14 protein-coding genes and 1 tRNA gene are annotated in these 16,250 nt (G+C 43.2%); 8 read left to right on the plus strand and 7 right to left on the minus strand.

The window, feature by feature from the left end:
- Window positions 1–26: 26 nt before the first annotated feature.
- Both FTT73_RS04985 and FTT73_RS04990 read right to left on the minus strand, forming a co-directional pair.
- Window positions 27–3,128, minus strand: coding sequence for a multidrug efflux RND transporter permease subunit (locus FTT73_RS04985; protein WP_180191110.1), 3,102 nt, complete (start codon window positions 3,126–3,128; stop codon window positions 27–29).
- A 258-nt stretch (window positions 3,129–3,386) separates the two neighbouring features.
- Window positions 3,387–4,988 (minus strand): isocitrate lyase, encoded by a 1,602-nt coding sequence (locus FTT73_RS04990; protein WP_005169883.1) that lies wholly within the window; start codon window positions 4,986–4,988, stop codon window positions 3,387–3,389.
- 662 nt (window positions 4,989–5,650) lie between these two features.
- Here FTT73_RS04990 and FTT73_RS04995 point away from each other — a divergent pair.
- From FTT73_RS04995 to FTT73_RS05005, 3 genes are all read left to right on the plus strand, one after another.
- Window positions 5,651–6,640, plus strand: a complete 990-nt coding sequence (locus FTT73_RS04995; protein WP_005097703.1) for a LysR family transcriptional regulator — start codon at window positions 5,651–5,653, stop codon at window positions 6,638–6,640.
- Between the two features lie 127 nt (window positions 6,641–6,767).
- Window positions 6,768–8,090, plus strand: a complete 1,323-nt coding sequence (locus FTT73_RS05000; RefSeq protein WP_005097704.1) for a hemolysin family protein — start codon at window positions 6,768–6,770, stop codon at window positions 8,088–8,090.
- Between the two features lie 46 nt (window positions 8,091–8,136).
- Entirely contained in the window at window positions 8,137–8,418 is a 282-nt protein-coding gene (locus FTT73_RS05005; RefSeq protein WP_005097706.1) for a hypothetical protein, read from the plus strand.
- A 52-nt stretch (window positions 8,419–8,470) separates the two neighbouring features.
- Here the strand turns inward: FTT73_RS05005 and FTT73_RS05010 are convergent, their stop codons facing one another.
- Window positions 8,471–8,977 (minus strand): hypothetical protein, encoded by a 507-nt coding sequence (locus FTT73_RS05010; RefSeq protein ID WP_074383395.1) that lies wholly within the window; start codon window positions 8,975–8,977, stop codon window positions 8,471–8,473.
- A gap of 174 nt (window positions 8,978–9,151) precedes the next feature.
- Here FTT73_RS05010 and FTT73_RS05015 point away from each other — a divergent pair, with 174 nt between their 5' ends.
- From FTT73_RS05015 to FTT73_RS05025, 3 genes are all read left to right on the plus strand, one after another.
- On the plus strand, window positions 9,152–9,880 hold the full coding sequence (locus tag FTT73_RS05015) for a hypothetical protein (RefSeq protein ID WP_100534866.1): 729 nt from the start codon (window positions 9,152–9,154) through the stop codon (window positions 9,878–9,880).
- 168 nt (window positions 9,881–10,048) lie between these two features.
- Window positions 10,049–10,134 (plus strand) — tRNA-Leu (locus tag FTT73_RS05020).
- Window positions 10,135–10,225: 91 nt separating this feature from the next.
- Entirely contained in the window at window positions 10,226–10,909 is a 684-nt protein-coding gene (locus tag FTT73_RS05025) for a hypothetical protein (RefSeq protein WP_180071806.1), read from the plus strand.
- Between the two features lie 32 nt (window positions 10,910–10,941).
- Here the strand turns inward: FTT73_RS05025 and FTT73_RS05030 are convergent, their stop codons facing one another.
- From FTT73_RS05030 to rlmE, 4 genes are all read right to left on the minus strand, one after another.
- Window positions 10,942–11,256: a DUF5713 family protein gene (locus tag FTT73_RS05030; protein ID WP_005169878.1), complete on the minus strand. Its 315-nt coding sequence runs from the start codon at window positions 11,254–11,256 to the stop codon at window positions 10,942–10,944.
- Window positions 11,257–11,364: 108 nt separating this feature from the next.
- The gene (gene folP, locus FTT73_RS05035; RefSeq protein ID WP_159138239.1) at window positions 11,365–12,216 is read right to left on the minus strand and encodes a dihydropteroate synthase; all 852 of its coding nucleotides are present in this window, start codon (window positions 12,214–12,216) and stop codon (window positions 11,365–11,367) included.
- Window positions 12,217–12,385: 169 nt separating this feature from the next.
- On the minus strand, window positions 12,386–14,275 hold the full coding sequence (gene ftsH / locus FTT73_RS05040; RefSeq protein WP_100355633.1) for an ATP-dependent zinc metalloprotease FtsH: 1,890 nt from the start codon (window positions 14,273–14,275) through the stop codon (window positions 12,386–12,388).
- A gap of 132 nt (window positions 14,276–14,407) precedes the next feature.
- A complete protein-coding gene (gene rlmE / locus FTT73_RS05045; RefSeq protein WP_005097715.1) occupies window positions 14,408–15,058 on the minus strand; it encodes a 23S rRNA (uridine(2552)-2'-O)-methyltransferase RlmE in 651 nt (216 codons plus the stop codon).
- Between the two features lie 195 nt (window positions 15,059–15,253).
- On the opposite strand from rlmE, the gene yhbY reads away from it, so the two are divergent.
- Window positions 15,254–15,577: a ribosome assembly RNA-binding protein YhbY gene (gene yhbY / locus FTT73_RS05050; protein ID WP_005097716.1), complete on the plus strand. Its 324-nt coding sequence runs from the start codon at window positions 15,254–15,256 to the stop codon at window positions 15,575–15,577.
- 11 nt (window positions 15,578–15,588) lie between these two features.
- Window positions 15,589–16,128, plus strand: coding sequence for a DOMON-like domain-containing protein (locus FTT73_RS05055; protein WP_180191111.1), 540 nt, complete (start codon window positions 15,589–15,591; stop codon window positions 16,126–16,128).
- The last annotated feature ends 122 nt before the right edge of the window (window positions 16,129–16,250 follow it).

Here is a 16,250-nt window from a genome sequence, read left to right on the forward strand (position 1 = left end):
TATGGATTGTTTTTCTGAGCGCACGATCATGAATCAACCGGTTCTTTTTTAGCCATTAAATTTCGAATCATCACATACATAAAGGGAATAAAAATTAGCACCAGCACGGTTCCGAAAATTACGCCGCCGAATACACTGACACCAATTTCCTGACGGCTTACCGCGCCTGCTCCCGTGGCAAAGACCAAAGGTAAAATTCCGGCGCCAAAAGCCAAGGAAGTCATCAGGATCGGACGCAGACGCAGGGAAGCACCTTCCAATGCTGCCTCCACCACCGATTTTCCCTGTTGCTGTGCCAGCGAAGCAAATTCCACAATCAGAATGGCATTCTTACAGGACAAGCCAATGGTGGTCAGCAAGGCAATCTGGAAATAGATATCATTCGGGAAGCCAGCCAAATAACTGAAAATAATATTGCCGCCAATACCAAGAGGAATTGCTGACATTACCGCCGTTGGAATACTCCAGCTTTCATACAATGCGGCCAGACACAGGAAAATAAAACCTATCGAAATCAGATACAGCCAGATGGCCTGATTATTGGACTGTTTTTCTTCAAAGGATAAACCGCTCCAGACCACATCTACACCGTCCTGTTCAGCAATCAGCGCCTCTACATCCTGCATGGCCTGACCGGAGCTGCTGCCTTGAGCCCGATCTGCTTCCATCTGTAGTGCGGTATAGCCCATGAAACGGTTGACCACTTCCGGACCACCACTCCAGTCCACTTGCGAGAAGTTACTAAAAGGCACCATTTGATTCTGGTCATTGCGGACATGCCATTGTGCCAGATCTTCCGGCTTGGAACGAAATTCGGCATCGCCCTGCATGATCACCCGTTTAATCCGGCCGCGATCAATAAAGTCATTGATATAACTGCCACCCCAAGCGCTAGATAAGGTGCTGTTAATTGCCGTTTGGGTCAGACCATTGGCCATGGCCTGTTTTTGGTCAATATTGACGCGTAGTTCGGCTTTTTCAGGATTAGAACGTTTACCCAGATTTTCAAAGCTTGCATAATTGCCAGCCTGAGCTTCCAGTGCCTGAAATTGCTGTTCCAGATACTGCCGGCCATTACCATTGATATCCCGAATCCAGAAATCCAGACCATCGGTTTGTCCCAGACCATTGACTGACGCGGGCATGGATACGTTGATTTGTGCATTAGGGTTACTTTGAAAATGCTTCAAAGCCCGTTCACGAATCGCGGGTGCGGTATTGTCCTGACCGGCACGTTCATTCCAGTGTTTTAATGCCACAAAACCGGTGGCCAGATTCTGGCCAGTTCCCGAGAAATTGCGGCCATAACGAATCATCACCAGACTGACATTGGCCTGTTCCTGATCCAGAAAATATTTACGGACCTCTTCTCCGACCTGAATGGTATTTTTCATCGGAGCACCTTCCTGCACTTTGATTTGCAGGCTTAAAATCCCCTGATCTTCACTCGGCAAAAAACTGGTTGGCAAAGCACGGTAAAACAGTGCAAAGACACAGATCAAGCCGGCAAAAAGCAGTAAACAAATGACCTGATGCTGAATCGTGACTTTGGAAAGATGCAGATAACGATGCTTTAAATGATCCAGCTTCTGGTTAAACCATGCCGCCCATTTTGCCGGTTTCGGATTCGGTTTCAGAATGAGCGCACACAGTGCTGGGGTTAGAATCAAGGCCACCAATAAGGATAAGGACATGGCCGCAACCAAAGTGATGGAGAACTGTCGGTAGATCACCCCGGTAGAACCGCCAAAGAACGCCATCGGAATAAAGACTGCGGTTAGAACTAAGGTAATTCCGACCAATGCCCCACTAATTTCCTGCATGGACTCTAACGCCGCCTCTTTGGCAGACAAATGCTGTTCATGCATCAGCCGTTCCACGTTTTCTACCACCACAATCGCATCATCAACCAATAGTCCAATAGCCAGAACCAAAGCGAATAAAGTTAAGGTATTGATACTCATGCCCAGTGCATAAAGCACCGCCATGGTTCCCAAAATCACCACCGGCACCGTTACGGTAGGAATCAAAGTAGCACGCCAGTTCTGCAAGAAAATGAACATCACCATGATAACCAGAATGATCGCTTCGATCAGGGTTTTGACCACCTCTTTAATCGACTCTTGTACAAAGGGTGTATTGTCTCGTGGGTAGGCAATTTTATAGCCTTCGGGTAATTGCTGGGAAATACGGGCAACTTCAGCTTTAATCAAGTTTGAGGTGGCAATGGCATTGGCACCTGAGGCCAGAGAAATTCCAAGACCTGCCGAAGGATAACCATTATTGGTGCTATAAGACTGATAACTTTCAGCACCAAGTTCGACCCGTGCAATATCTTTTAAATAAATAAAACTACCGGCACGATCCGATTTGACAATAATATTCTGGAATTCTTCAACGGTTTTTAGACGGGAACCCGAGGTGACTTTAGCATTCAGGTATTGTTCATCCACTGCCGGCAAATCCCCAATCGCGCCCGCAGCCACCTGAGTATTCTGAGCTTCAATGGCGGCACGAACATCGCTTGGCATCAGCTTATACTGTTTGAGTTTTCCTGGATCCAGCCAGATCCGCATCGCATATTGAGAACCAAAAACATCGACTTCACCAATGCCTTCAATCCGGGAAATGTCCTGCTCCAGATGTGTCATCAAGTAATCAGAAAGTTCAATATTGTTACTGCGGCCGGACTCATCATACAGGCTGATCACCATATGGGTATCGCCGAGAGATTTAAACACGTTAACGCCCTGGCGTTGGACATCTTCCGGTAAACGGTTCAATACCCCATTAATCGCATTTTGTACCTGAACCTGTGCTGTATCGGGGTCGGTACCATTTTCAAAGCTGATGCTGACCCGGCTGCGCCCTGAAGAATCACTACTCGAACTAAAATACAGTAAATGGTCAATCCCTTTAATCTGCTGCTCCAGCACCTGGGTCACGCTTTCTTCCACAGTTTCCGCAGAAGCGCCACTATAGGTTGCTGCCACCGTTATCCGTGGCGGGGCAATATCCGGATAACGTTCCACTGGCAGGTTCATCACTGCGAACAGGCCAATCGCCATCACGACAATCGCCAATACCCCAGCAAAGATCGGGCGGTGGATAAAAAATTTAGACAGCATAAGTCCGAGTCACTTTTTAATTAAATAGGGATGAATTTAGACCAAATACGAGCAAGCTATATCTAAGTATTCAGTGACATAGCAGTAAAATGCAAGAATTAAACACATAATAACTGTGATAAAAACCAATCATGGAGAAATTATGGATGATCTTACTTGAATACTTTCTTGAGGTTGCCATTTCCTATTTATTAATAGCATTTTTCCAAATAAAAAACCCTGCAGATGCAGGGTTTTTTGGTGAATCAATTCAGCAGATTAAGCACTGAACTGGTTCATTGTGTTTTTAGCGTCATCACCAGCTTTCAATGCATTGTCACCAGCGAAGATTTCTTTGTGGTCATCACCGATGTCAGAACCAGCCATTGCCTGGTGTTTAACACATGCGATACCGCCGCGGATTTCTTTACGTTGTACGCCAGCAACATAAGCCAACATGCCTTCAGAACCGAAGTAACCTTGAGCAAGTTCATGCGTAGAAAGTGCAGCTGTGTGGTAAGTCGGAAGTGTGATCAAGTGATGGAACACACCCGCTTCACGCGCAGCATCTGCTTGGAAGGTACGAACTTTTTCGTCAGCTTCAGCAGCCAGTTCAGTTGCATCGTACTCAGCGCTCATTAACTTAGCACGGTCGTAAGCAGAAACGTCTTTACCTTCAGCAACCCAACGGTCATACGCTTGTTGACGGAAGTTAAGCGTCCAGTTGAATGAAGGTGAGTTGTTGTATACAAGTTTCGCATTTGGAACTGTTTCTTTCACACGGTTTACCATGTGAGCGATTTCAGCAACGTTTGGTGTCGCAGTTTCGATCCAAAGAAGATCCGCACCATTTTGCAAGCTGGTTACACAGTCAAGTACAACGCGGTCAATTTGCGTGCCTTCACGGAACTGGTACAAGCCAGAAGCAAGACGTTTAGGACGGTGAAGTTTGCCATCACGTTTGATCAGGATTTCATCTTCTTGTGCATCAGCGATATCAATTTCAGATGTTTCCAAGTAGCTGATATATTGAGAAGCGATGTCGCCTGGCTCTTTAACCACTGGGATTTTTTGAGTCAGGTCAGCGCCTTCAGAGTCAGTACGTGCAACGATGATACCGTCGTCAAGACCCATTTCAAGGAATGCATAGCGAAGTGCGTGGATTTTCGCGATGAAGTCTTCGTGTGGCACAGTTACTTTACCAGCTTGGTGACCACATTGTTTCGCGTCAGACACCTGGTTTTCGATTTGTAGTGCACATGCACCCGCTTCGATCATTTTCTTAGCTAAAAGATAAGTCGCTTCTTCGTTACCGAAACCCGCATCGATGTCCGCAATAATTGGCACAACGTGAGTCTGGAAGTTGTCGATTTGTGAAGTCAATTCAGCTGCTTTAGCAGTATCGCCTGCTTCTTGTGCTTTTTTAAGTGCACGGAACAAGTCGTTCAATTCTTTCGCGTCAGCTTGACGTAAGAATGTGTAGATTTCTTCGATCAATGCAGGAACAGAAGTTTTTTCGTGCATAGATTGGTCAGGAAGTGGACCAAATTCTGAACGAAGTGCTGCAACCATCCAACCAGAAAGGTAAATGTAGCGACGTTCAGTCGTACCGAAGTATTTTTTGTTCGCAATCATTTTTTGTTGTGCGATGAAACCATGCCAGCAACCTAATGATTGAGTGTATTTGCTAGAGTCTGCATCATAAGCAGCCATATCACGACGCATAATTGCCGCGGTATATTTCGCAATGTCTAAACCAGTTTTGAAACGGTTTTGGATTTGCATACGCGCAGCATCTTCAGGACTGATGTCTGCCCAAGTGTTACCGAATTTCGCTTTCAATTCGCGGATTGCATCAATCGCTGTTTGGTATGTAGTCATGATATTTTCCTGTAATAATATTAGGATTTTTCTGCAACGAACCGTTCAAATCACACCCTCAGTAACTTGTTTAGATTTTCGCCGGTCCGTTGGGATAGCTAAAGATTAGTGGGCTTATGAAAATTAATCCAATAGTCTGCAAGAATCTTCAGTATTTATTTAAAAAATGAGTAGATGAAAGTCTTAGTATAATCCTGTGATGTTAAAATAAGATATTGTTTTATTTTATATTTTACTAAAATAAAATTGATCGTTTTTCCTTCAGACTGCTTAAAAATACTTCATTAGACTTAAGTCTGGGCTTGGCTCAAATCCACTTTTATTAAAAAATAATCATGATTTTGAATTATTTCTTAGGCTGAAGCATTTATCAAGATAGCATACTTTTCACGCAATTATTCACGCACTCACACCTGTATTTTTAAAGTTTAAAGCTTGGTTATGGAGCTGTTGATCTGCATACATGAAAATACTGAATCTTTGCTTAGCCCGTGCTTCTACTCAGTCGAATAAAATCGTTAATTATTCAGCTTAAACCTGCATAAATTCCCTAGATTTTATCTGCTTTATCATGGCTTTTTTTTCATCGGCGCTTTACACAAAGCCCGGCAGTTATGGCATAATCAGCATAATTTCTTGTATTTATTCTCGGTATTTCTTTTATGAATCTGGAGCGGGTCGATCTCAATCTATTAATTTATCTTGATGTACTTCTTCGCGAAAAAAATGTCACCCGTGCAGCCGAACAATTGGGCGTTACCCAGCCTGCCATGAGTAATATTTTACGCCGATTACGCAATTTATTTAATGATCCTCTCCTGATCCGTTCTTCTGAAGGCATGACACCCACAGAACGTGCACTTGAGTTACAGCCACGTATCCGGGATGCGCTGGCTGACTTGTCCATGATTCTGGAACCGCGTACCGAGTTCCGTCCTTATACGTCAAATCGTGTCTTCCGGATTATGACCTCGGATTATGCCGAAGCGACGCTGGTTCCTCGGCTGGTCAAAGCCTTACGTTCAGAAGCACCGAACGTGGTCTTGGACTTTCTAACCCCGAGTGATGTGTCTTATCGTGACATGGAACAAGGCAAAGTTGATCTGGCGATTAACCGTTTTAATGAAATACCGCAAAGTTTTCATCAGGTTCTGGTCTGGCGTGACAGTTTTTCCTGTTTATTAAACAATAAACACCCCGCTGCAACCAACCTGAACTTAAAAAGCTATCTGGATGCACAGCATATCTGGGTCTCTAAAACCGGTATGGGTGTCGGCTTTGGGGTCAACCCGGAGAAACAGGCCGGTTTAGGCTGGATCGATCAGGCTTTGGAACGTATTGGCCAGAAACGTAAAATCTCGGTCTTTACCCGTCATTATCAAATGCCAGGTTTATTGGCCTCCAATGTCGATCTGGTGGCAACCCTGCCTTCACGGATCGCACGCCTGCAAGCCAAGAATCATAATTTAATTCTGAAAGATCCACCATTTTATATTCCCGAATTTGAACTCAAAATGGCATGGTGCCCTCTATTGCATCATCACCCTGCACATCGCTGGTTACGTCAGCTGATTTTGTATGTTGCGCGTCAAATGATTGAGGAAGAAAATCGTGAATTCCTGAGCAATAATTCTCAATTTTCACACTATTAAACTCAAATTCTTCTAAATTCTTATTTTTTAAGATTATACTTTGAAGGCTTGAGAGGTAGTTTTTACACCTCAAGCCTTTTTTTGTGTTAAAAATATCCCAAGATACTATTCATCCACAGGTGGATTTGTGAGCCTCTTACAAAATATCGTGATTATCTTAATACTCATCGCGGGGGCCGGTTTTTTATCTTTAACAGAAATCGCCCTCGCAGGTGCCCGTAAAGTCAAACTGAAAATTCTGGCTGAATCGGGTGAACATCGCGCTCAAAAAGTTTTAGATCTACAAGAAAATTCTGCTGACTTCTTTGCAGCCTCTCAAATCGGTTTAAATGCAGTCGCCATTCTTGGCGGTATTTTAGGTGAAGGAGCCTTCCGTCCTTATATTTTTAATTTTGTTTCCCGCTTTTACCAGGGTCCTTGGGCTGAAAATATTAGCTTTGCACTTTCCTTTACTGTCGTCACTTCTTTATTTATTCTATTTGCAGACTTGATGCCGAAACGTCTGGCCATGATTGCGCCAGAAAAGATCGCAGTCTCGGTCATTGAACCCATTCAGATTTTCATTAAAGTCTGTAAGCCTTTGGCCTGGCTCATTAATGTTATTGCCAACATGCTGTTCCGTCTGTTTAAAGTAAATACCATTCGTGATGATAATATTACCTTTGATGATATTTCCGCAGTGATGGATGCAGGTGCACAGGCTGGCGTACTGCAAAAACAGGAACATCATTTCATTGAAAATGTATTCGAGCTGGAAGAGCGTAATGTACCTTCGAGTATGACTACCCGTGAGAATGTGGTGTTCTTTACCCTAAATGAACCAGAAGAAAGTATTCGGCAAAAGCTGGCGGAATATCCCTATTCCAAGTTTCTGGTGTGTAGCAATGACATCGACAGTGTGATTGGTTATGTCGATGCCAAAGATATTCTGGTGCGGATTCTGAATAACCAGTCGCTGCTACAGTTAAATGAAAATACCATCCGTAATGTCCTGACCATTCCGGATACTTTAACTTTATCGGAAGTTCTGGACCGTTTTCGCTCGACCAAGGAAAAATTTGCCGTCGTCATTAATGAATATGCGCTGGTGGTTGGGGTGATTACCCTCTCCGACATTATGATTACCGTGATGGGCGACTGGGTGACACCAATTGAAGCCGATCAGCAAATTATTAAGCGTGACAATAATTCCTGGTTGATTGAAGGCAGCACGCCAATTGAAGACATGAAACATGCGCTTGAAATCGACTCAATGCCAGATGAGGAAAATTACGAAACACTGGCTGGTTTTATGATGTTCAAGCTGCGTAAAATTCCGCGTCCTGCCGATACCGTCATTCATGCCGGTTATAAATTTGAAGTCGTCGATGTCGATCATTTCAAGATTGACCAGTTGCTGGTGACTCGGATCATTGAAATCAATCCATTAATTCAGGAAGAATCAGAATAATCTGATTCTTCTTCTATTTTAAAATAAAAATCATAAGGATAGAGTGATGTCCATTTCTGCGCTATTGGCTTGTTTTAGTTTTTATTCAGGACTGTATTTAATCTATTTCTTTTTTGCTCAACAACAAAATCCGCTGTTTTTGTTTTTAGCGATCATTTTATTGATTTTTGCTTGCATCATTACCCCTTATGGTTACCAGCGTCACCGTGGCCATTATGACCGAACCATGAGTTGGGGACAGTATTTAGCCATACCTTTGATTTTATGGGGACGACTATTTATCGTTCCTATCAGTTTTATTTTAAGTTTGTTTTATTCAAACCAGTAAATTCAATCATAAAAAAGCACCTAACGGTGCTTTTTTACATCTATTGAGGTGCTTAGATCTTTGTTAACAATGCATCTAAAACAGCTTGATAGTGAATCTGGATATCATCTTCTAGAATCTTGTAAGCATTGTCGAACTGCACCATAGGCCAGCCTTCTTTCCAGAATGGGAAAATATTATGCAGGTCATGGGTAACAATCGCGTCTTCACGCACAATTGCTTGGGCAATTTGTGACAGTACCTGTGCAGTTTCAGCACCATCAATCGCCATATAATCAATTCCGCGCGCTTTTAAAATACGGACGCGGTCTTTTTTATAACGGATTTTTTTGATTTGTGCCGTATTCAGGCCCAAAGCCAAAGATACCGCTTCGACAAATTTGTCTTCAAATGACTGATTCAATGCCACTAACGCTTCTTTATGCGCTTCCTGACGACCAGCTTTACCACCCTGACGAATCACTTCTTTCGCCTCAGTATTTAGTTCATCCTTTTTCATGCTTTGCAGGATGTCTAAAATTTCGATGTCGCTTAACGCCTCAGGAGATTGATCAGTCATAAACTGTCCTTAAAAAAATAAATCTTGAATCGGCTATTTTCGCATAATTCGTGGCTAAAAAACTAAAATCTTCGTGATTAAAGCAATGATAAGCGCTGAAAATGGATTTGTCCTGTGATTCTGCGTCAAATCGACTATAGTGCCTGTGTCTATTTCTGAATCAATCTCTGGATGATGCCCACTACCCAAGTGACTTTGTTGCTGCAGCAACTTCAACAACAGTATCCGACTGCATTTAAAGGCAATTACCTGTTCTATAGCCAGATCAAAATCCGTGGGATCTGGGATAAAGCCAAGCTTTTGATTCCCTGGGTCTTGGCGGCCATGATTTTTATTCCCGTCAGTTTGATGTTCGGTGACGTCATAAAGCAATCTTTTGTGCAAGTGAGCGAATTTCAGGCGCAAAGTTATGCCATTTTGGCGATACTGTTGTTCCTGATGTTGAGTCTCACCTTAATTCTGCAACAGGTTCAGCATTCTTCTTATTCGCTATATCAGTTATTACGCCATACCCCAATCAAGATGGCTGTGGTGATTATACTACAAACCTTAAATCTGTTTTTTGTACAAAGTAGCCTGCTGATGTGGAGTTTATTCTTTTTTGGAGTCAGCTTTGGCTTTATCCGTTTTTATCGGGAAAACTTGTTCCGGGAAAACAGCCAAAATACTGAACATTATCAGTTGCAACAATTACGTAGAATCTGCTTCTGGGCTTATAAACAGACCTGTATGCTTCGACTAAAATTACGTTTTTGTTCAAACAATCATCCTCAGCATGCCGAACTAAAACAGCAATTAAATCACTATGCCGAGTTATATATCCAACTGCTGAAACATGAGCATCAATACTGTAAAACCATCAAGCATCTGGATGTCGACAGTTATCTGGACGAGAACTCATAGTTCGCTCTATTATTTTGATTAGCCATCTTGAATATTTCTAATAAGGGGCTTAAAAACAGATTGATCTGCTAATTTTTTAGAGAGAAGCCACGGAATTGCTTGAAAAGAAAGCAATCATTTAGAAATGTGCTTGCCAAGCTTTATTTCGTCCTCTATTATTGCGCACATGCCCGAGTGGTGAAATCGGTAGACACAGGGGATTTAAAATCCCCCGCCCACAAAGCGTGCCAGTTCGAGTCTGGCCTCGGGCACCATTTTAATCTTTATTAAAATGGTGCAATAGAAAACCCAGCATTAGGCTGGTTTTTTTGTGCCTGAATTTTATTCTTTTAGCGCGAAATCCTCATGTCAGAATTAAAATACTTCGATCTCGCCACATTACAATTACGCCATCCAGACGCTTTTTTCCTGAAGCTGCGTTATAGCCGCTTCAAATTTAATGCCCTGCAAAATCTCCAGTTTGTGATCGCGATTAATTTACTGTCTCTTTTAATCTGCGTGGCCTGTAGCATCAGCTCAGTACTTCTGGAATATTATTTTTTCAAGAATGCCACGATCGCCTTTAATGTCACCTTGATCATGTTAATGGCCCTGCTTTATCCCTATATCTGGTATGCACAATATCAGGCGCAATTCAGCTCCAAAGCCTATAGTCAGCGCTTGCAGAACTGTCTGTATCTGCAAATTCCGATTTTTCTGGTTTTATTGCTGAATCTGTATGTAGTTCATTCAGATATGCTGGTGATCATCAGCATGATCATTTTAGCGCTTTCCTCTTTTGGCGCTGTCACCTTAGAACCTTTATTTAAAAGTTCTTGTAGTGCAATTGATCAGATCAAACTGCAAAAACTGCGGCAGCTGGCCTTTTGGGCCTATCAACAGTCCAGATCCAAAACACCGCAACCGATTCAGGACCAGTCAAATCTGCAGGCTTATTACCAGAATCTTTATCAGCAATGCATGCATGAGGAGCAAAAATTACTCAGCTCGATTCGCTTTAAAAGTTTTAAAGACTATTTCTACAAATAATAAAAAACCCTGCAGTAGCAGGGTTTTATCGATCACCATTCACGATTGGTAATCAGCTCTTCCATTTCAATCTCGAACAACCCGTGCTCTTGCACCACCATCATCATGGCTTCGGCAATATAATCTGCAGCGGTATCATCCAGAGATGAATCCAGATCTTCAAACTGCGGTTTCATGGCATTAATATCAGCAACGGTCAGATGGGCAAGCTGGTAAATTTCTTGATCTGACAAAGCTGATTTAGCGACTTTTTGGGCAAAATGTTCGATGTGCTGTTTGATTTCAGCAACCAGAATATCGGGATAATACGCATCATCGAACATGGGGAGAAGTAAATCTGCAAACATTACAGGCACTCTAAAAGATGACAATTTAATCTAAGCGTGCCTATATAGCACATTGTTGCCTGAAAGCCAAACAACATTGCCAGATGCTTACTCTCCCGCCATCAATGTCTACGCCATCTGCATGGCTTGCCAGACTCTAATCGCATCCGCTGTCGCTTTCACATCATGTGCCCGTACCATACAGGCGCCCTGCTGAATACTGAGCAAATGTGCTGTTGCCGAACCCACCGCACGCGCCTGTGGTTCTGCGCCATCTAAGACAGCCCCAATAAAGCGTTTACGTGATAAGGCAGATAAAATCGGATAACCCATTTCTGTCAATTTATAAAATTCTTGAAGCAGCTTGAGATTTTGCTGAGCATTCTTGGCAAAACCAAACCCCGGATCAATCATGATATTTTCGGCTTTTACTCCTACATCCAAGGCATCCTGAACACGTTGAGATAGTTCGCCAATCACCTCGGTAGTGACATCCTCATATTGATCCAGATTGTTCATGGTGGTCGGCTCACCACGCATATGCATAATGATTACCGGAATATTTAATTCAGCGGCCGTTACTAAGGCATTGGGGCGGGTCAACGCACGGACGTCATTCCAGATATGCGCTCCGGCCTGAACCGCTGCACGAATCACTTCTGGTTGTGAAGTATCAATCGAGAGAACAACATCATGTTTTGCTAAGGCTTCAACCACAGGCACCACGCGGCGGATCTCTTCCTCTACGTCTACCACAGCGGCACCCGGACGGGTCGATTCCCCGCCGATATCAATTACGGTCGCACCTTCAGCCATCATCTCCAGCGCACGTGCAACTGCATCTTCTTTTTGATTATGCCGACCACCATCACTAAATGAGTCGGGGGTGACATTGAGAATTCCCATCACATGCGGCTGAGATAAGTCCAGTTTTAACTCACCAAATGTCCATACATGTGGTCGTAAAGGCATCAGCTGCATGTTTCCATTCTCGTTCACAATAATTCGAATATTGTCTTATGGATAGAGCAATAAAGCAAAGCTCGATAAGACATTTGCCCATTAGTTTTGAGTTAAATATAGCATTCAGAAAATTATCATAAAAATGACTGACATAAAAAAACCACCCAAAGGTGGTTTTTTATTTAACTTAGTTGGCTGGCAATGGCGGTGGCGTCAACGGGCCATCATCTGGGGTTACATCAATCACAGGATTTTCTGCAACATAGACTTTTGGCGGCTGAGGTTCACGACCTTCCATGATGTCACGGATTTGATCACGATCAATAGTTTCCCATTCCATCAAGGCTTTGACCATCGCATGGGCAACATCTTTTTTACTTTCCAAGATATCGCGTGCGACTTTATATTGCTCATCCAGAATTCGGCGGATTTCACGATCGACTTCTAACTGGGTCGTTTCAGAAATACTGCGGCTACCAATACTGCCCATAAACGATTGCTGTGCATCTTCTTCATAGACCATGACGCCCATTTTGTCAGACATACCGTATTTGGTCACCATCGCACGTGCCATTTTAGTTGCACGTTCGAAGTCATTTGACGCGCCGGTCGACATCTGGTTAATGAATACTTCTTCAGCAATACGGCCACCAAACAAAATCGAAAGTTCATTCAACATTTTGTCTTTATAATGGCTAGTCTGGTCAAATTCAGGCAGCTGCCAGGTGACACCTAAAGCCCAGCCACGCGGCATGATCGTTACTTTATGCACAGGATCTGTACCTGGCAAGCTTTCAGCAACAATCGCATGACCTGCTTCATGATAAGCCGTCGCGCGACGCTCTTCATCACGCAGCACCATCGACTTACGCTCAGGACCCATATACAGTTTGTCTTTTGCATCTTCGAAGTCATGCATATCGACAGTGTTCTTGTTACGGCGTGCAGCGAATAAAGCCGCTTCATTCACCAGGTTAGCCAATTGCGCACCCGAGAAGCCTGGTGTGCCACGCGCAAGTACTTTAACGTCGACCCCTGTGACTGAAGGCAATTTCTTCAAATGCACATTCAGGATTTGTTCACGACCCTTAATGTCTGGCAAGCCAACCACAACCTGACGGTCAAAACGACCCGGACGAAGTAAAGCTTTATCCAGTACATCGGCACGGTTCGTCGCAGCAATCACGATAATACCTTCATTGCCTTCAAAGCCGTCCATTTCCACCAGCATCTGGTTCAGCGTCTGCTCACGTTCATCGTGACCACCGCCTGTACCTGAGCCACGGTGACGACCGACTGCATCAATCTCATCAATAAAGATGATACATGGTGCATGACGTTTTGCCTGTTCGAACATGTCACGCACACGCGATGCACCAACACCCACAAACATTTCCACGAAGTCAGAACCTGAAATACTAAAGAATGGCACTTTAGCTTCACCGGCAATGGCTTTGGCAAGCAAGGTTTTACCTGTACCTGGAGGACCGACCATCAAAACACCACGTGGAATACTTGCACCGAGACGTTTAAATTTCGTTGGGTCTTTCAGGAAGTCGACAATTTCAACCACTTCTTGCTTGGCTTCATCACAACCGGCAACATCGACGAAAGTGACTTTAATCTGGTCTTCAGACAACATTTTGGCTTTAGACTTACCAAAACTCATTGGGCCGTTTTTACCACCTGCACCGCCACCCATGTTGCGCATAAAGAACATGAATAACAAAATGATTAAAAGCACAGGGAAACTTGCAATAAGCAACTGCATGAGCAAGCCTTGACGTTGTGGTGCTTCACCTTCGACCACAACATTATTTTTAATGAGGCTTGGCATCAGCTCAGGATCCTGAACTGCCGGACGAATACTTTCAAACTCTGAACCGTTTGATTTTTCGCCACGAATTCTTTCGCCGTCAATAACAACTTGTTTAATTTGGCCAGCATTGACCGCGGCAACAAACTCTGAGTAGTTCATTGTAGTCGGTTGATTGCGGTCACTGACGTTGCTGAAGATTAACACCAGCACACCCAGTATTACGAGCCACAATACGGCATTCTTAAAAAGATCGCTCAAAGCTTTATTCCCATTCCAATCTAATTTGATCATGCCCTGTTCAGGGTGACCTTAATACTTAAGCTGTAAATTAACTTACAATTATCTGAAAACGTACAAAATGCACAATTTTTAACGACTTGGCAAGTAGACTTATTTTAAAGCCTTCTTGCGTCCCTGCCCGATCAGGAAAACTTCTTTAGAGCGAGCACGTGATGCCAAGGGTTTAGATGTTTTCAGAATATCAAAACTATCAACCACTTGCTTACGGAATTCATCAAAACCTGAGCCTTGGAAAACTTTTACCACAAATTGACCTTTGGGGCCTAGCACCTTATTGGCAAAATCCAGTGCAAGTTCACACAAGTAAATCTGACGCGGTTGATCTACAGCCTTATTACCTGATGTATTGGGGGCCATATCTGAAATTACAACGTCTACAGTACGACCATCTAAAATTTCTAGCAGTTTTTGGAAAACTTCTTCTTCACGGAAGTCACCTTGCAGAAAAGTGACATCTGGTAAAGCATCCATTGGTAAAATATCAGATGCAATCAATAAACCCTTATCGCCAACAAGTTTACCAGCAATCTGTGACCAGCTGCCTGGCGCTGCGCCTAGGTCGACCACAGTCATACCAGGTTTAATGATTTTATACTTTTCTTGCATTTCTAAGAGCTTATATGCTGCACGCGCACGATAGCCTTCCTTTTGTGCCTTTTTTACATAAGGATCGTCTAAATGCTCTCTCATCCAATCACGACTACTTTTAGATAACTTTTGGTTGGTAATGCGTGTAGCCATAACTCTCTAAATAAAAAAATGTCTTATTATTAATTGTACGTGAAAAAGACTTATTTTGCAGTATACATGTGTATCTAAATCTAAGGCTTTTGCTCTCTCCGTGGACAGATTGAATATGATTATTTCCTGATAATTTACAGCGTTTATTTTTTGCTTTTGCTATACTAAGCCGTTTTAAAATTCAGGTTATCTCTCATGGCGGCTTTATCTATTCAGGAACGTAAGCGTTTACGTCAAATCGGACATACACTTAACCCAGTCGTGATGCTAGGTGACAAAGGTCTGACGGAAAATGTCATCGAAGAATTAGCGCGTGCTTTAAACGATCACGAACTGATTAAAGTTAAAATTGTCGCTGAAGATCGTGAAGCGCGTGCAGCGCTGATTGCTGAAATTTCAGAAGCGACTGGTGCTGAAGTGGTTCAAACTATTGGTAAAATTGCACTTCTTTATAAGAAAGCGGCAAAACAGAACCAAAAATTGTCCAATCTTGTTCGTTTCGCTCATTTGTCTAACTAAGTACAGGACTTATGGCAAGTTACGAACTTAGCGCATTTGATCGCCGTTTTCAGGCCATCTCTCTGGTTGCTGCCATTGAACAGCAAGGTCCATGTAGTTTAAATGTGGGCTTCTGGATCCGCGATCCCAATCATTACATCCTGTGGCCAGACATGGTAGCTGCACATCCCCGTCAGGATTTTTTGTGGGAACAGACCTGCTTTGAAATTTTTATTGGGGTTCAGGGCGAAGATTTTTATCGTGAGATCAATCTTTCCCCGTCTCAGGCCTGGCAGGCTTATCAATTTGAAGAATACCGCTATCCTGAAGATATGCCACCGCAAGCTGCAGATGATATTGAGCTGAATCAGCTCAAACGTACGCATTATGGTCTTAATGTCAGCGTGGATCTGACGGATTTTATGGCAACACATAAACTGAAATGGGAAGATTTATTCCTGGGTTTATCTGCTGTTTTAAAAACCTCGCAAGGCGATCAGTACTACGCGATGCAGCACAGTAGTCCTCAGGCAGATTTTCATAATAAACGAGACTGGTTACATGTGGTTTAAATCAGGCACCGCTGTCTGAATCTAGCATAGGCTGATAAAACGTGAGACTTGAAGTCTCACGTTTTTGTTTATGCCTAGAAAAGTAGTCAAGCTCTGTAGCGTTGTTTTAAAGATTTTCAATA

This window comes from Acinetobacter sp. YH01006 (assembly GCF_013420445.1).
Classification (GTDB): Bacteria; Pseudomonadota; Gammaproteobacteria; order Pseudomonadales; family Moraxellaceae; genus Acinetobacter; species Acinetobacter pseudolwoffii.

What these genes read in the sequence shown, in the direction of transcription:
- FTT73_RS04985 (WP_180191110.1), bottom strand. Translation starts at nt 3,128, where the DNA reads ATGCTGTCTAAATTTTTTATCCACCGCCCGATCTTTGCTGGGGTATTG.
- FTT73_RS04990 (WP_005169883.1), bottom strand. Translation starts at nt 4,988, where the DNA reads ATGACTACATACCAAACAGCGATTGATGCAATCCGCGAATTGAAAGCG.
- FTT73_RS04995 (WP_005097703.1), top strand. Translation starts at nt 5,651, where the DNA reads ATGAATCTGGAGCGGGTCGATCTCAATCTATTAATTTATCTTGATGTA.
- FTT73_RS05005 (WP_005097706.1), top strand. Translation starts at nt 8,137, where the DNA reads ATGTCCATTTCTGCGCTATTGGCTTGTTTTAGTTTTTATTCAGGACTG.
- FTT73_RS05010 (WP_074383395.1), bottom strand. Translation starts at nt 8,977, where the DNA reads ATGACTGATCAATCTCCTGAGGCGTTAAGCGACATCGAAATTTTAGAC.
- FTT73_RS05015 (WP_100534866.1), top strand. Translation starts at nt 9,152, where the DNA reads ATGCCCACTACCCAAGTGACTTTGTTGCTGCAGCAACTTCAACAACAG.
- FTT73_RS05025 (WP_180071806.1), top strand. Translation starts at nt 10,226, where the DNA reads ATGTCAGAATTAAAATACTTCGATCTCGCCACATTACAATTACGCCAT.
- FTT73_RS05030 (WP_005169878.1), bottom strand. Translation starts at nt 11,256, where the DNA reads ATGTTTGCAGATTTACTTCTCCCCATGTTCGATGATGCGTATTATCCC.
- folP (WP_159138239.1), bottom strand. Translation starts at nt 12,216, where the DNA reads ATGCAGCTGATGCCTTTACGACCACATGTATGGACATTTGGTGAGTTA.
- rlmE (WP_005097715.1), bottom strand. Translation starts at nt 15,058, where the DNA reads ATGGCTACACGCATTACCAACCAAAAGTTATCTAAAAGTAGTCGTGAT.
- yhbY (WP_005097716.1), top strand. Translation starts at nt 15,254, where the DNA reads ATGGCGGCTTTATCTATTCAGGAACGTAAGCGTTTACGTCAAATCGGA.
- FTT73_RS05055 (WP_180191111.1), top strand. Translation starts at nt 15,589, where the DNA reads ATGGCAAGTTACGAACTTAGCGCATTTGATCGCCGTTTTCAGGCCATC.